We start from the raw sequence: 16,704 nt of genomic DNA, 5'->3' as shown, positions 1-16,704 counted from the left end.
GCAATGGCTGAGAACTCCTGGTCGCTCGGCCGCGCGCTGCGCGGACTGTTCGTCAAACCCACCATCGACGAGACCACGTGGGACGACCTCGAGACGGCTCTGCTGACGGCCGACTTCGGTCCCGACGTCACGGAGCGTCTCGTCGACGAACTCCGCGAGAAGGTCGAGCGCTACCGCACGACCGACCCGCGCGACCTGCAGCGGATGCTGCGGGAGACCCTCGAAGAGCATTTCGCGAAGTTCGACACCACGCTCCGGCTGACCGAGCGTCCCGCCGTCGTGCTGGTCGTGGGGGTCAACGGCGTCGGCAAGACCACGACCATCGGCAAGTTCGCCAAGTTCCTGCAGCGCTACGGCCGCACCGTGGTCGTGGGCGCCGCCGACACGTTCCGCGCCGCCGCGGTCGATCAGCTCGCCACATGGGCCGAGCGCGGGGGCGCCACGATCGTGCGTCCGCAGCACGAGGGCCAGGATCCGGCCTCCGTCGCGTTCCAGACCGTCGCCCACGCGAAGGAGACGGGCACCGAGATCGTGCTCATCGACACCGCCGGCCGTCTGCACACGAAGGGCGGCCTGATGGACGAGCTCGGCAAGATCAAACGCGTGATCGAGAAGCAGGCCCCGATCAGCGAGGTCCTGCTGGTCCTGGATGCCACGACCGGGCAGAACGGGCTGATGCAGGCCCAGGCCTTCCTGGACAGTGCCGGCGTCACGGGGCTCGTCCTCACGAAGCTCGACGGTTCGGCGAAGGGCGGCTTCGTCCTCGCGGTGCAGGAACGCACCGGCATCCCGGTGAAGCTCCTCGGCCAGGGCGAGGGGATCGGCGATCTCACGGGCTTCACGCCCCATGTTTTCGCCGCATCGCTCGTCGACTGATCCGCGATCGCCCTCACCCGCTCGGGCGGGTCGCCTTTCGCAAGGGGGGTCGGGCTGGTTTCATGGGGGAATGGCGATCGAGCACGACTTCTTCGGACTCCTCGAGTCGGGACCCGACGGGTCGATCTTCTGGTCGGAGAACGTCGAGTTCGGCGACCAGAGCGTCACCGTCGACCTCACCGCTCCCGATCAGGACGACGTGTCGATCGACGCGCTCGACGTCGCTGCGGCGATGATCTCCTCGCTCGAGACGATCGATCTGGCCGCCCGCAACGCGATGGTCAATGAACTCGACGACCGGACGAGCGAGGTGACCGAGTACATCCTCCAGCAGCAGGCGACGCTGGGGGACGAGCTGGACGACCTGCTGTCCGACCCGTCCGGCGACACGCACATCGACGTCATCAAGTCGCTGCAGTTGATGAGCATGACGATCCTCGCCGACGAGCACGGGGGCACGGACCCCTTCGCCGTCTTGGAGTACGCCCTGGACCCGGACTCCACCGATGATGTGCTCCTGGTGAACCTCGCCTCGGACGGTCAGGTGCAGTCGGTCACCAGCGCCGACTGACCTCCCGCGTCCCTCTCACACCGCCTGCGCGAAGCCGGCGTCCGCGGCGGCGATGTCCTTCGCGAGATGGCCGAGATGCGGCGGGATCTCGCGCCCCTTCGACACCATCGACTGGGCCCACAGGCGCCCCGCGCGGTAGGAGGACCGCACGAGGGGACCGGCCAGGACGCCGAGGAAGCCGATGCGCTCGGCCTCTTCCTTGAACTCGACGAACTCCGCGGGCTTGACCCAGCGCTGCACCGGCAGGTGACGCGGCGTCGGTCGGAGGTACTGCGTGATCGTGATGATGTCGGTTCCGGCCTCGTGCAGATCCTGCAGGGCCTGCACCACCTCTTCGGGCTCCTCGCCCATGCCGAGGATGAGGTTCGACTTCGTGATGAGGCCCGCGTCGCGGGCGGCGGTGAGCACGCCGAGCGACCGCTCGTAGCGGAACGCGGGCCGGATGCGCTTGAAGATGCGTGGAACCGTCTCGACGTTGTGGGCGAAGACCTCCGGCCGCGACGAGAAAACCTCGTCCAGCAGCGCGGGGTTCCCCGAGAAGTCGGTCGCGAGGATCTCGACGCCGGTTCCGGGGTTCTCGGCGTGGATGCGCCGCACCGTCTCGGCGTGCAGCCACGCGCCCTCGTCGGGCAGGTCGTCGCGCGCGACGCCCGTCACGGTCGCGTACCGCAGCTGCATCCGCGTGACGCTCTCCGCGACGCGGCGCGGCTCGTCGGTGTCGTAGTCGGCGGGCTTTCCGGTGTCGATCTGGCAGAAGTCGCAGCGGCGCGTGCACTGCGAGCCGCCGATGAGGAACGTGGCCTCGCGGTCCTCCCAGCACTCGAAGATGTTCGGGCAGCCGGCCTCCTGGCACACGGTGTGCAGTTCCTCGGTCTTCACGAGGTTCTGCAGCGCCGTGTATTCGGGCCCGAGGCGCGCTTTCGTCTTGATCCACTCGGGTTTGCGCTCGATCGGGGTCTGCGCGTTGCGCACCTCGAGGCGCAGCAGCTTCCGTCCGTTCGGGGCGGTGGATGCCGTGCCGCCGGCGCTGCCGGTCCCGCAGGCGCTCACGCGGCGACCGCCGAGTACTCGGCCCGGAAGGCGGCCTCGACGCCCTCGACGATGTCCGCGGGGGAGACCTCGGCGCCGAGGACCTCACTCACCGTGGTGACACCGGCATCCGTGATCCCGCAGGGGACGATGCCGCGGAAGCCCGCGAGGGAGTTGTCGCAGTTGACCGCGAACCCGTGCATGGTGACACCTTTCTCGACGCGCACGCCGATCGCTGCGACCTTGTCGACGCCCAGCGGGCGTCGCACCCAGACGCCGCTGCGTCCATCGACGCGGAAGCCCTCGACGCCGTGCGCGGCGAGGGCAGAGATGAGGAGTCCTTCCAGGCGTCGCACGTGGGCGACGACGTCGAGGGGCTCGGGAAGGCGGACGATCGGGTACCCGACGAGCTGACCGGGACCGTGCCAGGTGATCTTGCCGCCGCGGTCCACGTCGATCACCGGCGTGCCGTCGGTGGGTCGCTCGTGGGCCTCGGTGCGCTTGCCCGCGGTGTACACCGATTCGTGCTCGAGCAGGAGCAGTGTGTCGGGGCGTGCACCGGAGAGCACCTCGGAGTGGACCGCGCGTTGCAGCGCCCAGCCGTCGGCGTAGGGCACGTAGTCGGGGGCGAGCCCCGCGCGAAGGATGTCGAGCATCAGCGCTCCCGTTTGTTGGATTGCGTCCAAGAATACATACACCGTCGCGCCATAGGCTGTCGGCATGGCCACCGAATCCCGCACCGGTCGCCCGCGCGCGTCGTCGCGCGAGGTGCTTTCGGAGGCGGCCTGCGAGCTCTTCCTGGAGCAGGGGTACGATGCGACGTCGGTGTCGGACATCACGCGCCGTGCCGGAGTGAGCCGTTCGAGCTTCTTCAACTACTTCTCCGCCAAGAGCGACGTGCTCTGGTCGGGATTCGACGCGCGCGTCGACGAGGCCATCGCGGATCTGCGCGACGGCGGTGCTGTGTCGGAGGTCCTTCTCGCGATCGGCGACGGCCTGGCACCCGATGCCCTCGCACTGGCGATCGTGAATGCCGATGCGATGGGCATCTCCGCCGAACTCGACCGCGACCGCGCGATCCGGCAGTTCCGCCTGCAGCGGGAGGCGGCCGCGCGACTGGTGCGCGACGGCACGGCTCCGCTCGCCGCCCAGGTGAGGGCCGGGGCGGCCGCGGCGGCCGTGCTGGCCGGCGTGTGGGCGTGGGCGGACCACACCGCCGGCCGCTCACTGACCGAGACCCTGGCGGAGGCGCTCTCCGTGGCGTGAGGTGTCGGCATCCGTATCGGTCTGCTCGACGATCCGGACGCTCCACGCGCGGTCGGATCACGGCGATCCTGCGGCGACCCGCTCGGCCGCGGCGGCGGTCCGGAGCGGGGCCGCGTAAACTCGATCCATCATGGCGACTTTCGGCACCCTCTCCGACCGGCTCACAGAGACCTTCCGCAATCTGCGCAAGAAGGGACAGCTGACCCCCGCCGACGTCGACGGGACGGTCCGCGAGATCCGGCGTGCCCTCCTCGACGCCGACGTCGCCCTGCCGGTCGTCAAGGAGTTCACCGCAGCGGTGCGCGAGCGGGCCCTCGGCGACGAGGTCAATCGTGCGCTGAACCCGGCCCAGCAGGTCGTGCAGATCGTCAACGACGAGCTCATCGGCATCCTGGGCGGCCAGCAGCGTCGCCTCCAGTTCGCCAAGAATCCGCCGACGGTCATCATGCTCGCCGGGCTTCAGGGTTCGGGAAAGACCACGTTCGCGGGCAAGCTCGCGAAGATGCTCGAGAAGGACGGACACACGCCTCTCCTCGTGGCCTGCGACCTCCAGCGCCCCAACGCCGTCAACCAGCTGCAGGTCGTCGCCGAGCGCGCCGGCGCCGCCATCTACGCGCCCCAGCCCGGCAACGGTGTGGGCGACCCGGTGACGGTCGCCCGCGACGGCGTCGAGTACGCGAAGCAGAAGCAGTACGACACCGTCATCATCGACACCGCCGGACGCCTCGGTGTCGACGCGGAGCTGATGAAGCAGGCCGCCGACATCCGCACGGCCACGCAGCCCGACGAGGTGCTCTTCGTCATCGACGCGATGATCGGTCAGGATGCCGTGAACACGGCGAAGGCCTTCCAGGACGGCGTCGACTTCACCGGCGTCGTGCTGTCCAAGCTCGACGGTGACGCCCGCGGTGGAGCCGCGCTGTCCGTCGCGTCGGTCACGGGACGCCCGATCATCTTCGCGTCCACCGGCGAGGGTCTCGACGACGTCGAGCCTTTCCACCCCGACCGCATGGCATCCCGCATCCTCGACCTCGGTGACATCCTCACCCTGATCGAGCAGGCGCAGCAGGCCTTCGACGAGGCCGAGGCGATGAAGGTCGCAGAGAAGCTCGCGACGGAGACCTTCACGCTCGAGGACTTCCTCGAGCAGATGCAGCAGATGAAGAAGATGGGCTCCATGAAGAAGATGCTCGGGATGCTCCCGGGCATGGGATCCATGAAGCAGCAGCTCGAGGACTTCGACGAGCGCGAGATCGACCGCACCGAGGCGATCATCCGCTCGATGACCGTGGCCGAGCGTCGCAACCCCAAGCTCCTGAACGGCTCGCGGCGCCTGCGCATCGCGCGCGGTTCCGGCATGACCGTCACCGACGTCAACCAGCTCGTGCAGCGCTTCGAGCAGGCCGCCAAGATGATGAAGACGGTCGCGCGGGGCGGTGTGCCCAACATCCCCGGCATGGGACCCATCGGCGGCAAGCCGGGTGCGTCGTCGAAGCGGGGGAAGCAGCAGAAGGCGAAGGGCTCGCGGTCGGGCAACCCGGCCAAGCGTGCCGCCGAGAACGCCGGGATCGCCGCCGCCGCTCCCGCCGCCGGGTCGGGCTTCGGCCTCGGGGGCCAGAAGGCGCCGACCGAGGAAGACCTGGCCGAACTGCAGAAGCTGCTCGGTCGGGGCTGAGCCGGGGGCCCGCACGGCCCACCGGCGTCAGGGGAGGACGCCCGCGTCCTGCAGGGCCGAGACCACCGTCTGCTCGATGGCACGCTGCCCGCGCGCGGTGGGGTGCACGTCGTCGTCTTGGAGCCACTCCGGATGACCCACCAGCGGTTGCCCCACGTCGACGAAGATCCCGCCGGCGGAGTCGACCGCGTCACGGAGCGCGTCCGAGGTCGTGGCGGTGTCGTCCGGGACGTCCGGATCGTCGTTCCAGATCGTGCTGAGCCCGACGATGCGCGCGTCGGGCGCGGCGTCGTGGAGCTGGGCGATGGTGTCGTCGGTGTCCGTGCGGATCTCGTCCGCGTCCTGCCAGAAGTCGTTGCTCGAGGACTGCACGATGATCAGCTCGGGCTGCAGCGCGGCGATCGCGGGGGAGAAACCGGCGTAGGCCGTGCCGCATTCGCCCGCGATCACGAACCCCATGCCGCCGCAGGCGAGGTTGGTCAGCGAGACGTCCTCGCGCTGGGCGAGGAGAAAAGGCCACGCCTCGCCGAGCGGCAATCCTGCGCCCGACATGAGCGAGTCGCCCAGCGTGACCACACGCAGGGGCGCGGGCGATGCCGTCGGCGCGACGATCGGGGCGAGCGTCGGCGTGGGGAAGGTCAGTGCCTGCACGGGATCCGCGGGATCAGGCGTGCAGCCGACGAGCGTGAGGAGCGCGCCTCCGGCCAGGGCGGCCAGCAGAGGCATCGCGGCACGGCGCCGTCGGGTCATGGCGAGATCCTACGGGCGGGAACCTATGAGTCCGCCCTCGCGAGTGCCGTCACACCCGCAGCGCAGCGAGATGCTCGCGCAGTGTCGGCCCGCCGCGGAACTCGCGGATGAGGTGCTGCACCACCTCGCGCAGATCGCCGTCGGCCGCTTCGGCCACCGCGATCTGGCGCGCCGAGCTTCCGCCCGTGGCCAGAATCGTCTCCAGGCCCGCGAACTCGCGGACGCAGTGCAGGTCCACCGCGATCTCGGCGAGTTCCTCCATCGTCGTGCGCAGGTGGTCCCGCACGGGCAACTGCGTGCCGTCGCGATCGACGATCACGCGGGCGTCGAGTCCGTACCGGGCCGCGCGCCACTTGTTCTCACGGGCGTACCACGGCGGGATGCCGGGCAGCTCGCCGCCCTCGTCGAGGATCCGCGAGAAGTGCTCGACGAGGGTCTGCACGAAAGCCGCGACGGCGGCGAGCTCGGGAAGCGTCGACATGCCGTCGCACGCGCGGATCTCGACGGTTCCCCAGCGCGGCGCGGGACGGATGTCCCACCGCACCTCGCTGGCATCCGCCATCACTCCCGTTCGGACCATGTCTTCCAGGTAGCGCTCGAACTCGGCCCAGTCGCTCAGCTGCCAGGGGAGGCCCGCGGTGGGCAGCTGCTGGAACACCAGCGCCCGGTTGCTCGCGTAGCCGGTGCGTTCCCCCGCCCAGAACGGACTGGATGCCGACAGGGCCTGCAGATGCGGCAGGTACACCGTCAGCGCGTTCACGATCGGGATGACCTTGTCCACGTCGTCGACGCCGACGTGGACGTGGATGCCCCAGATCATCATGTTGCGGCCCCACCACTGGGTCCGCTCGATGAGCTTGTGGTACCTCGTCTTGTCCGTGACCTGCTGCTCGTACCACTGGGCGAAGGGGTGGCTGCCGGCGCACAGCAGCTCGATGCCCCGGGGCTCGGTCTGCTCGCGCAGGGCGCCGATGGCATCCGCGATGTCATCGACGGCCTCGGCGACGGTGTGCCCGACGCCGCTCGTGACCTCCACCGTGTTCGTCAGCAGTTCACCGGTGACGGTGAAGCGCTCGAGCGCCGTGGCCTCCTCGACGAGCTCGAGGACCTCGGGGGCGCGGGCCACGAGATCGCCGGTTTCGCGGTCGGCGAGCATGAGTTCCCATTCGAGTCCCACGGAGGAACGTGTGGACGGAGCGAACGGGAGCGTCATGCGGTCAGTCTGACACGACGACACGGGCGTCATCGGGTTCGCGACCCGCCGTGTCATCTGGCAGAATAGAGGGTCGGACCAGGTGCTCGACCCTCTATCCAGCGCCGGTCCTCCTCTTTGAGCTTCCGCCGGGTGTGCACCCCACGCTCCAGGCGACCGGTTCGTTCATTTCCCACCACAGGAGAAATCGTGGCTGTCAAGATCCGTCTCAAGCGTCTCGGCAAGATCCGTGCGCCCTACTACCGCATCGTCGTCGCCGACTCGCGCACCAAGCGCGACGGTCGTGTGATCGAGGAGATCGGCAAGTACCACCCGACCGAGGAGCCCTCGTTCATCGAGGTCGACTCCGAGCGCGCGCAGTACTGGCTCGGCGTCGGCGCGCAGCCGACCGAGCAGGTCCGTGCCATCCTCAAGCTCACGGGCGACTGGGGCACGTTCAAGGGCGACAAGGACGCGAAGTCCACCGTCAAGGTCCGCGAGCCCAAGGCCGCGTTCGAGGCCGACACCGCGAAGAAGTCGGTCGTCAAGCCCAAGGCCGAGAAGAAGGCCGAGGCTCCGGCCGCCGACGAGGCGCCCGAAGCCGCTGCCGACGAGACTTCGGCAGAGTAAGTCCCGTGCTGTCCGCCGCGCTCGAGCACGTCGTCAAGGGGATCGTCGATCACCCCGACGCCGTGACCATCCGTTCCGCCACGTCGCCCCGCGGCGAGGTGCTGGAGGTTCGCGTGCACCCCGATGACCGGGGTCGCGTGATCGGGCGCGGCGGTCGCACCGCCAAGGCGCTGCGCACGCTCATCACGGCCCTCGCCGACGGGCAGCGCGTCCGCGTCGACGTCGCCGACGACTGATGTCGGCCGGCGACACCGCGGGCGCCCAGCCCGCCAAGACCCAGCTCCGTGTGGGCCGCCTGGTCAAGGCCCACGGGCTGAAGGGCGCATTCAAGCTCGAGCTCTACACGGATGACCCCGAGGGACGTTTCGTCGCCGGGAACAGCTTCACCCTGCAGGTGCCGGAATCCTCGCCGTGGCACGGCCGCGAGCTGACGGTCCGCGAATTCCGCTGGATGAACTCCCACCCGGTCGCCTTCTTCGAAGGCGTCGACGACCGTACGGCCGCAGAGGGCCTGGTCAAGGCGATCCTGTGGATCGACCAGGACGCCGAGACCGCCCCCGCCGAAGACGACGCCTGGTACGACCACCAGCTCATCGGCCTCGATGTGGTGCGCGACGGTGAGGTCATCGGGCGCGTCGTGCGCGTCGATCACTTCCCCGCGCAGGACCTGCTGATCGTGCGTCCGACGGGTCGCGGCGAAGACGCCGACGTCCTGGTCCCCTTCGTGAGCGCGATCGTGCCCGAGGTCGACGTCGAGGCCGGTCGGGTCGTGGTGACTCCTCCCGCCGGTCTCTTCGAGGAACTCCCGGGCGACGACGACACCCCGCAGGACGAGTCCGGTGCGGACGAGTCCGACGAGGTCGCCGACTCCCGCGAGGACTGACGTGCGCATCGACGTCGTCTCGATCTTCCCGACGATCTTCGACGCCCTCGAGGTGTCGCTCCTGGGCAAGGCCCGCCAGAGCGGGCTGCTCGACGTGCGCGTGCACGATCTCCGCGACTACACGCACGACCGTCACCGCACGGTCGATGACACGCCGTACGGCGGTGGCGCGGGCATGGTCATGAAGCCCGAGCCATGGGGTGAGGCTCTCGACGACGTCACGCGGGACGCGGAGGCGGCGCCGGTGATCGTGTTCCCGTCGCCGGCGGGGGAGCGCTTCACGCAGAAGATCGCGCGGGAGCTCTCCGAGGAACAGCACCTCGTCTTCGGATGCGGTCGCTACGAGGGCATCGACGAGCGCGTTTTCGACTACGCCGCCGGCCTCGGACGTGTGCGACTGCTCAGCCTCGGTGACTACGTGTTGAACGGCGGCGAGGTCGCCGTGATGGCGATGGTCGAAGCGATCGGGCGCCTGATCCCCGGCGTCGTCGGCAACCCGGAGAGCCTCGTCGAGGAGTCGCACGAGGATGGTCTGCTCGAATACCCGTCCTTCACCAAGCCCGCGTCCTGGCGCGGTCACGAGGTGCCGCCGGTCCTCCTGAGCGGCAACCACGGGGCCGTCGCCTCTTGGCGGCGTGAGCAGCAGATCGAGCGCACCCGCCAGCGCCGTCCGGATCTGCTCGCCGACTGAACGCCCCTCCGGCGTGGCGCGCAGCGCTGTCGCCGGCGAGGCGTGGACCGTGGCATCCGCAGTCGGATGCCACGAGCGCCACGGTCAGTCGACGCCGAGGAACCCCCGGTCGGTGAGGACGATCGGCCCGTCGGCCGTGATCGCGACCGTGTGCTCCGAGTGGGAGCCGCGCGAACCGTCCGCGCTGCGGAGGGTCCACCCGTCAGGGTCGGTGATGAGCTCATCGGTCGTCTGCAGGAACCACGGTTCGAGCGCGAGGACGAGACCCGCGCGCAACGGATAGCCCCGTCCGGCCTTGCCGTCGTTGGCGACGTGCGGGTCGCCGTGCATCGTGCGACCCACGCCGTGCCCGCCGAAGTCGGTGTTGATGCTGAGGCCTTCCGCGTGGGCCACGGCGGCGACGGCGGCGGAGATGTCGCCGATCCGGTGGCCGACCGTGGCAGCCTCGATCGCGGCGGCCAGAGCGCGCTGCGTGGTGTCGATGAGAGCGAGGTCCTCATCGCGCGCGGTGCCCACGACGAACGACACCGCGGAGTCGGCGACCCACCCGTCGACGGACGCGGCGAAGTCGAGCGACACGAGATCGCCGTCGCGCAACGCGTAGTCGTGGGGGAGTCCGTGGAGCACGGCGTCGTTGATCGACGTGCAGAGGACCTTGCCGAAGGGGCTCGCCCCGAACGACGGGTGGTAGTCGATGTAGCAGGACTCGGCACCTGCTGCGCGGATCATGTCGTGCGCGCGACGGTCGAGGTGCAGGAGGTTGGTTCCGACCTTCGTCTCATCGCGCAGCGTCGCCAGGACTTCCGCGACGAATCGGCCGGCCGGGCGCATGGCGTCGATCTCGGCCGGGGTGCGCAGTTCGATCATCGGTGGTTCCCTTTCCTCGAACCTCCATTCTCTCCGATCGCCGCCGTGCGCCGCTCGCGACGTGCGGAGACGGCGGCCCGAGGCCGCGTCGGTCGTCGGTCCGGTCGAGGTTCAAAGCGACCGCACAACTGCCGCCCCTACCATCGGTTCATGGTGCTGCGCCGACTCTTCCTCCGCTGGCTCTTCCCGGCCGCCTTCCTGCTGCCCCTGTGGCTGTTCGTCGGATGGATCGTGTTCGGCGGCGGGAGCGGCTGGGCGCTGCTCTGGTTGCTGATCGCGGCCCCCGCGGTCTTCGTGACGCAGATCCTCGTGGCGCTCATCGTCCGCGGGCGGGGCTCGGTCCGCCTCGAGCGGGCGGCGTCCTGGCGCGACGTCGTCGGCGTCGGACTGTGGCAGGTGGTCGTGATCGCGCTCGGACTCTACGACTCGCGGACCTTCTTCCCGCTGCTGGTCCTGAGCGTGGTCGGCGCGTTCGTCCTGTTGTGGTCGTCGTTGGCGCAGATGTGGAACGAGGCGCGCGCCGGGGTGGCCCTTCTGCACACCTCCGACGGCACCGGCTACATCCCGCCGACGCAGGAGCGGCCGCGCCCGCAGGCCGCCGGTGAGGTCATCGTCATCTCGGAGAAGTCCGCCTCGTCCTGAGCCGGTTTGGTCGGCGTCTCCGTCCATGGCAGAATGGGCGTTTGTGCCCTGACAGACTCTGCCTCAGGGGAGTCCGCCGCAACCGCGGCCTCGGGTACGCCACTCCTTTTTCCCCTTTATCGTGCGATCGACCTGTGGCGGTCGCAGGAAGTGACGATCATGCAGATCCTCGACTCCGTCGACGCGGCCTCGCTGCGCTCCGACATCCCCGTCTTCGGCCCCGGTGACACCGTCAAGGTGCACGTCAACATCACCGAGGGCAACCGCTCGCGTATCCAGGTCTTCCAGGGCGTCGTCATCGGCCGCTCGGGCGACGGTGTGCGCGAGACCTTCTGCGTCCGCAAGGTCAGCTTCCAGGTCGGTGTCGAGCGCACCTTCCCCGTGCACAGCCCCGTGATCGACCACATCGAGGTCGTCACCCGTGGTGACGTGCGTCGCGCGAAGCTCTACTACCTGCGCAACCTGCGTGGCAAGAAGGCCAAGATCAAGGAGAAGCGCGACCGCTGAGTCCGCCTCCTCGAACGCCCTGCGATCCGTCGCGGGGCGTTCGTCGTTTCCGCGCGTGCTCACCGGCATCGGGATGCCGGCCCCCGGGCATTCATAGACGTTCGTAGCCGTGTGACGTTCGGCGGGTGCGGCGGAATGTGCGAGGCTTGTCCAGCGGTCTTCCGGTGTGCGGTGAGCCCGGCGAAGGATCAACATGAGCGACGAAACCGCATCCCCTCCGGCCCCGATCACCCGTCGTCGCCGCGGAGCACTGACGTTCCTGCGCGATGTGGTGGTGATCCTGCTCATCGCCCTGGCGGTGTCGTTCCTGGTCAAGACGTTCGTGGTGCGGTCGTTCTACATCCCGTCCGCGTCGATGAACGACACACTGCTCGTGAACGACCGGATCCTCGTCGACGAGCTGACCCCCCGCTTCGGCGACTACGCCCGCGGCGACGTCGTGGTGTTCCGCGACCCGGGCGGGTGGCTGCCGGCGACGGTCAAGCAGCAACGCCCGCCCCTCGTGGAGGCGACCGACTGGGTGCTGTCGCTCGTGGGCCTGTCGGCGCCCGACAGCGACGACCACCTGATCAAACGCGTCATCGGAATCCCCGGCGATCACGTGGTGTGCTGCAACGCGCTCGGTCAGACCGAGGTGAACGGCGTGCCGCTGGTCGAGCCCTACGTGAAGCTCGCGCCGGGGGCCGCAGCGCCCTCGCCGGTGCCCTACGACATCACGGTTCCGCAGGGCTCGCTGTGGGTGCTCGGAGACAACCGCAACAGCTCGAAGGACTCCCGTTTCAATCAGGACCAGCCCGGGAAGGGCTTCGTGCCGATCGACAACGTCGTGGGCCGCGCCTTCCTGATCACCTGGCCGTTCGACCGCTTCGGTGCGATCGACTTCCATCACGAGGTGTTCGCGGGGGTCCCTCAGCCGGACAGCCTGCCGTGATCGAACCCACGCTCACCCTCGAGCGGCGCCTGCTCAAGGAGCACGCGCTGATCATCGCGTGCGACGAGGTCGGTCGCGGTGCTCTCGCCGGCCCGGTCGCGGTCGGCGCGGCGGTCATCGATCCCGCGCGGTCCCGCAAGCGGGTTCCCGCGGGTCTGCGGGACTCCAAGCTGGTTCCCGAGGCACGTCGGCCCGATGTCGCCGCACGCGCCGCCGCCTTCGTGCAGCACAGCGCGGTGGGCTGGGCCAGTGCCGACGAGATCGACGAGATCGGGATCATCCGCGCCCTGGGTCTCGCCGCCGTCCGCGCGATCGCGGATCTACGCGCCCACGGCGTCGTCCCCGAGGAAGCGCTCGTGATCCTCGACGGCAACCACGACTACATCACCCCGGCGGGGGAGAGCGGGCTGCGCGTGAAGCCGATCATCAAGGCCGATCGGGACTGCGCGAGCGCGGCCGCGGCATCCGTCCTCGCCAAGGTCGCCCGCGATGCGGTGATGGTCGGCCTGCACGAAGACCTGCCGGCCTACGGATGGGCGCGCAACAAAGGCTACGCAAGCCTCGACCACCGCGAGGCCATCGGTGTGCACGGCATGAGCGTCCACCACCGTCGTTCCTGGGCGATCGCGCCGGCTCCGACGCTGTTCTGACGCGCGAGCGAGGTGGGTTCCGCGCCGTCGCACGGTCGGCGCCGCTGCGCAACGCGCCTAGGATGGGAGAACCATGGATGACGACGTCTTCGAGGACTACGACCGCGAACTCGAGCTGGCCCTGTACCGCGAGTACCGCGACGTGGTCTCGCAGTTCCAGTACGTGATCGAGACCGAACGCCGGTTCTATCTCGCCAACGACGTGAACGTCGTCCGCCGCGACACCGAGCACGATTTCTACTTCGAGATCTCGATGACCGACGTGTGGGTCTGGGACATCTACCGCGCCGACCGCTTCGTGAAGTCGGTGCGCGTGCTGACGTTCAAGGACGTGAACGTCGAGGAACTCTCGCGCCGCGACTTCCAGCTGCCCGAAGAGCTCTCGCTCGACAGCTGACGGTTCCTCCCCAGACGCCCCTGTTTCCGATCCGTCCCCGGATCCCGGATCCGGCCCGTCGGAGCCTGATGACCGGATGCCACGCTCTCGGGCATGGCAGCGAAAGACGACTTCGGGCGAGCCGGTGAAGAACGGGCCGCCCGCCACCTGGCCGCGAACGGTTTCCGTATCCTCGACCGCAACTGGCGGTGTCCGCAGGGCGAACTCGACATCATCGCCGAGACGGCGGGCACCCTCGTCGTGGTCGAGGTGAAGAGCCGCACGAGTGAGGCCTTCGGCCATCCGTTCGAGGCGATCGATCGGCGCAAGGCCGGTCGGCTGTGGCGTCTGGCCATGGCCTGGATCGCGGTGCATCCCGACGAGGCGCGGGGGCGGAGCCTGCGTATCGACGCGATCGCCCTCATCGGCTCCGATCCGCGCACCGCCCGCCTCGAGCACCTCGAGGACGCGCTGTGACCGTCGCACGCACGTGGGCGGTGGCACTGACCGGGGTACGCGGTGATCTCGTTGAGGTCGAAGCCGATCTGTCGCCCCAGACACCCGAGTTCGCGATCATCGGGCTGCCCGACAAAGCACTGGGGGAGGCCGGACGCCGGGTGCGGAACGCCTGCACCAATCGCGGCCTCGAACTCCCGAAGCGGCGATTGACCGTCAACCTGTCTCCGGCGAGCCTCCCGAAACGGGGCTCGGCGTTCGACGTCGCGATCGCCGTCGCGGCCCTCGCGACGACGGGGATGATGGATGCCGCCCGCGTCGCCGACACCGTGCACATCGGAGAGCTCGGCCTCGACGGCCGTCTGCGGCCGGTCCCCGGAGTGCTGCCGTCGGTGCTCGCGGCGCACCGCGCGGGGCGGTCGCGCGTGGTCGTGCCCGCTGCCAACGCCGCCGAGGCCGGGCTCGTCGAGGGGATCGAGGTGCGTGCCGCGACGTGCCTGGCGGAGGTCGTGCGCTGGCACGGCGGTGCGAGCGAGGCGCCGGACCTTCCGCCGGTCCTGGCCGAGGATCCTCCGCCGGCGCGCGAGGAGTCACTCGACCTCGCGGACATCCTCGGACAATCGGATGCAGTGGACGCTCTGATCGTGGCCGCCGCCGGCGGGCACCATCTCCTGATGAGCGGGCCTCCCGGTGCTGGGAAGACCATGCTGGCCCGCCGACTTCCCGGCATCCTGCCCGAGCTGGACGACGACGCCGCGCTCTCGGTCGCATCCGTACGCTCCCTCTCGGGCGAGGTCGTCACGCGTCTGAGCCGAACACCGCCCTTCGAGAGCCCGCATCACGGTGCGAGCGCCGCGGCGTTGATCGGGGGAGGCTCGGGCGTCGTGCGTCCGGGGGCGATCGCCCGGGCCAGCGAGGGGGTGCTGTTCCTCGACGAAGGGGGCGAGTTCCCGGCATCGGTGCTCGACGCGTTGCGGCAGCCGTTGGAGAGCGGGGTCATACAGGTGCACCGGTCCGGGGTGTCGGCGACCTTCCCGGCGCGGTTCCAACTGGTGATCGCGACGAACCCGTGTCCGTGCGGGCAGTACGGCGTCCCGGGCGGAGTCTGCGAGTGCGCCCCGCAGGCCATCCGGCGCTACACGCGACGTCTCTCGGGCCCGCTGCTCGACCGCATCGACCTCGACCTGCGGCTGCAGCGGGTCTCGAATGCCCGACGTGAGAACGCTGTCCCGGCCGTCACCACTGCCGCGGCGCGCGAGACGGTCATCCGTGCCCGCGATCGCGCGGCCGCGCGCTGGGCCGCGACGCCGTGGCGTCGGAACGCCGATGTTCCGGGCACGTGGTTGCGGGGCGCGGCAGCTCCCGACGCCGACGTCCTGCGGCCGCTCGACATCGCGCTCCGTCGCGGCTCGCTCACTCTGCGCGGCTACGACCGCCTCCTCCGCGTCGCCTGGACCGTCGCCGACATCGCCGGACGCGATCGACTCCACCCGGACGACGTGGGGCGCGCGCTGTTCCTCCGGCAGGGGAGTGTCGCGTGAAGATCCCCGACCTGAGTCCGGATGCGGCCGGCGCGGCGCTCGCAGGGCTGGGAGTTCCGACGGACGTCGACATGGTCGACGCCTACGCGCGGGTGTGGTGGACGGTCCTCACCGAGCCGGGCGACGGAACAGCGGGCGACCTGATCTCCCGATTCGGCGCGGCGGCTGCACTCCGGCTCGCGCTGGCCGATCACGATGACGAGTGGAGCCCGGCCCGGGCGCGATGGCGTCCACGGGCGGATGTCGGCGCGGTGCGTCAGGCGCTGGACGCCGGCCGACGGGCGGGGGCGACGCTCGTCGGCCCCGCGGATCCCCGGTGGCCGGTACGGCTGGACGACCTCGCCGTCCACGCCCCGCACGCCCTGTGGGTGCGAGGTGACCCGGGGCGGCTGTGCGACGCCCCGACCGTGGCGATCGTCGGTGCGCGCGCGGCGACGCCCTATGGCGAGGCCGTCGCCGCCGATTTGGCGGCCGACCTCTCCGACGCGGGGGTGACCATCGTGTCCGGAGCCGCGTACGGCATCGACGGTGCTGCCCACCGGGCGGCGCTCTCCGGCGGCGGGCGGACGATCGCCTTCCTCGCGGGTGGCGTGGACCGGGCCTATCCGCGGGGACACGAGGGTCTGCTGGCGCGCATCTCCGCATCCGGTTCCGTCGTGAGCGAGACGCCGTGCGGTGCGGCTCCGACCAAGTGGCGGTTCCTGGCGCGCAACCGGCTGATCGCGTCGCTCGCGGATGCCGTCGTCGTCGTGGAGGCGGGCCATCGCAGCGGTTCCCTCAACACCGCGGCCCACGCCGCCCAGCTCGGGCGTGCGCTCGGTGCCGTGCCCGGCCCCGTGACGAGCGCCGCCTCCGCGGGCAGTCACCGGGTCCTCCGCGAATTCGACGGTGTCTGCGTGACGTCCGCGGCGGATGTCCGGGAAATGCTCGGTGCGGCGGGGGAGTCGCCCCCGAGAGCGGCCGGTCGCACCGACGACTCCAGCCGATTGCGGGACGCGCTCTCCCCGCGCATCGGTCGCGGTGTCGGCGAGATCGCACGGCGCGCGGGGTTGTCGGAGTCAGAGACCCGGACCCTCCTGGGGTTCGCCGAACTCGAGGGACACGTGCGCCGCGAAGAAGACGGCCTCTGGCGATCCGCGGTCCCCGAGAGGTGAGGAGCGGTGAGTTCGCC

Annotated in this window: 21 protein-coding genes; 16 read left to right on the top strand and 5 right to left on the bottom strand. The window is 70.0% G+C overall.

Annotated features, from left to right (window positions below; translation table 11 throughout):
• Positions 1–3 precede the first annotated feature (3 nt).
• A complete protein-coding gene (gene ftsY / locus BGO45_RS02165) occupies positions 4–876 on the top strand; it encodes a signal recognition particle-docking protein FtsY (RefSeq protein WP_292690495.1) in 873 nt (290 codons plus the stop codon).
• A gap of 70 nt (positions 877–946) precedes the next feature.
• On the top strand, positions 947–1,447 hold the full coding sequence (locus BGO45_RS02160) for a DUF2004 domain-containing protein (protein ID WP_076490262.1): 501 nt from the start codon (positions 947–949) through the stop codon (positions 1,445–1,447).
• A 15-nt stretch (positions 1,448–1,462) separates the two neighbouring features.
• Here the strand turns inward: BGO45_RS02160 and lipA are convergent, their stop codons facing one another.
• Together lipA and lipB are read right to left on the bottom strand one after the other, a co-directional pair.
• Positions 1,463–2,497, bottom strand: coding sequence for a lipoyl synthase (gene lipA, locus BGO45_RS02155; protein WP_292690492.1), 1,035 nt, complete (start codon positions 2,495–2,497; stop codon positions 1,463–1,465).
• Positions 2,494–3,132, bottom strand: coding sequence for a lipoyl(octanoyl) transferase LipB (gene lipB, locus BGO45_RS02150; RefSeq protein ID WP_292690490.1), 639 nt, complete (start codon positions 3,130–3,132; stop codon positions 2,494–2,496). The genes lipA and lipB overlap by 4 nt, the downstream gene beginning before the upstream one ends.
• Before the next feature lie 64 nt (positions 3,133–3,196).
• Here lipB and BGO45_RS02145 point away from each other — a divergent pair, with 64 nt between their 5' ends.
• Complete coding sequence (locus BGO45_RS02145) at positions 3,197–3,742, top strand: TetR/AcrR family transcriptional regulator (RefSeq protein ID WP_292690488.1); 546 nt, start codon at positions 3,197–3,199, stop codon at positions 3,740–3,742.
• A 130-nt stretch (positions 3,743–3,872) separates the two neighbouring features.
• Positions 3,873–5,417, top strand: a complete 1,545-nt coding sequence (ffh, locus tag BGO45_RS02140) for a signal recognition particle protein (protein WP_292690486.1) — start codon at positions 3,873–3,875, stop codon at positions 5,415–5,417.
• Positions 5,418–5,444: 27 nt separating this feature from the next.
• On the opposite strand, the gene BGO45_RS02135 is transcribed toward ffh, so the two are convergent.
• Both BGO45_RS02135 and BGO45_RS02130 read right to left on the bottom strand, forming a co-directional pair.
• On the bottom strand, positions 5,445–6,167 hold the full coding sequence (locus tag BGO45_RS02135) for an SGNH/GDSL hydrolase family protein (protein ID WP_292690484.1): 723 nt from the start codon (positions 6,165–6,167) through the stop codon (positions 5,445–5,447).
• Positions 6,168–6,216: 49 nt separating this feature from the next.
• Complete coding sequence (locus tag BGO45_RS02130; protein ID WP_292690482.1) at positions 6,217–7,380, bottom strand: glutamate--cysteine ligase; 1,164 nt, start codon at positions 7,378–7,380, stop codon at positions 6,217–6,219.
• Between the two features lie 189 nt (positions 7,381–7,569).
• Between BGO45_RS02130 and rpsP the strand changes: the two genes are divergently transcribed.
• From rpsP to trmD, 4 genes are read left to right on the top strand one after another with little or no spacing between them, the layout of a single operon-like run.
• Positions 7,570–7,989 carry a 30S ribosomal protein S16 gene (gene rpsP / locus BGO45_RS02125; RefSeq protein ID WP_292690480.1) on the top strand — a complete coding sequence of 140 codons (420 nt, stop codon included), beginning with the start codon at positions 7,570–7,572 and terminating at the stop codon, positions 7,987–7,989.
• A 5-nt stretch (positions 7,990–7,994) separates the two neighbouring features.
• Complete coding sequence (locus tag BGO45_RS02120; RefSeq protein ID WP_063257548.1) at positions 7,995–8,225, top strand: RNA-binding protein; 231 nt, start codon at positions 7,995–7,997, stop codon at positions 8,223–8,225.
• The gene (gene rimM / locus BGO45_RS02115) at positions 8,225–8,872 is read left to right on the top strand and encodes a ribosome maturation factor RimM (protein WP_292690476.1); all 648 of its coding nucleotides are present in this window, start codon (positions 8,225–8,227) and stop codon (positions 8,870–8,872) included. Before BGO45_RS02120 ends, rimM begins: the two co-directional genes overlap by 1 nt.
• A gap of 1 nt (position 8,873) precedes the next feature.
• Positions 8,874–9,563, top strand: coding sequence for a tRNA (guanosine(37)-N1)-methyltransferase TrmD (trmD, locus tag BGO45_RS02110; RefSeq protein ID WP_292690473.1), 690 nt, complete (start codon positions 8,874–8,876; stop codon positions 9,561–9,563).
• A gap of 84 nt (positions 9,564–9,647) precedes the next feature.
• On the opposite strand, the gene map is transcribed toward trmD, so the two are convergent.
• Positions 9,648–10,430 carry a type I methionyl aminopeptidase gene (gene map / locus BGO45_RS02105; RefSeq protein WP_292690470.1) on the bottom strand — a complete coding sequence of 261 codons (783 nt, stop codon included), beginning with the start codon at positions 10,428–10,430 and terminating at the stop codon, positions 9,648–9,650.
• A gap of 150 nt (positions 10,431–10,580) precedes the next feature.
• Between map and BGO45_RS02100 the strand changes: the two genes are divergently transcribed.
• The 8 genes from BGO45_RS02100 to dprA all read left to right on the top strand — a co-directional run bounded on the left by BGO45_RS02100 (position 10,581) and on the right by dprA (position 16,687).
• Entirely contained in the window at positions 10,581–11,072 is a 492-nt protein-coding gene (locus BGO45_RS02100; protein ID WP_076490270.1) for an MFS transporter permease, read from the top strand.
• Positions 11,073–11,231: 159 nt separating this feature from the next.
• Positions 11,232–11,579 (top strand): 50S ribosomal protein L19, encoded by a 348-nt coding sequence (gene rplS / locus BGO45_RS02095; protein ID WP_076491715.1) that lies wholly within the window; start codon positions 11,232–11,234, stop codon positions 11,577–11,579.
• A 193-nt stretch (positions 11,580–11,772) separates the two neighbouring features.
• A complete protein-coding gene (gene lepB, locus BGO45_RS02090) occupies positions 11,773–12,510 on the top strand; it encodes a signal peptidase I (protein WP_292690467.1) in 738 nt (245 codons plus the stop codon).
• Positions 12,507–13,160, top strand: a complete 654-nt coding sequence (locus BGO45_RS02085) for a ribonuclease HII (protein WP_292690463.1) — start codon at positions 12,507–12,509, stop codon at positions 13,158–13,160. The genes lepB and BGO45_RS02085 overlap by 4 nt, the downstream gene beginning before the upstream one ends.
• A gap of 73 nt (positions 13,161–13,233) precedes the next feature.
• A complete protein-coding gene (locus tag BGO45_RS02080) occupies positions 13,234–13,557 on the top strand; it encodes a DUF2469 family protein (protein WP_022878868.1) in 324 nt (107 codons plus the stop codon).
• A 93-nt stretch (positions 13,558–13,650) separates the two neighbouring features.
• Positions 13,651–14,013, top strand: coding sequence for a YraN family protein (locus BGO45_RS02075; RefSeq protein WP_076490273.1), 363 nt, complete (start codon positions 13,651–13,653; stop codon positions 14,011–14,013).
• Entirely contained in the window at positions 14,010–15,533 is a 1,524-nt protein-coding gene (locus BGO45_RS02070; protein WP_292690460.1) for a YifB family Mg chelatase-like AAA ATPase, read from the top strand. The genes BGO45_RS02075 and BGO45_RS02070 overlap by 4 nt, the downstream gene beginning before the upstream one ends.
• Entirely contained in the window at positions 15,530–16,687 is a 1,158-nt protein-coding gene (dprA, locus tag BGO45_RS02065) for a DNA-processing protein DprA (RefSeq protein ID WP_292690456.1), read from the top strand. Before BGO45_RS02070 ends, dprA begins: the two co-directional genes overlap by 4 nt.
• Positions 16,688–16,704: the final 17 nt, after the last annotated feature.

The organism is Microbacterium sp. 71-36 (assembly GCF_001898305.1).
GTDB lineage: Bacteria > Actinomycetota > Actinomycetes > Actinomycetales > Microbacteriaceae > Microbacterium.
Note: the sequence above shows the minus strand (reverse complement) of the source record. Positions and strands in the feature narration are given on the sequence as shown.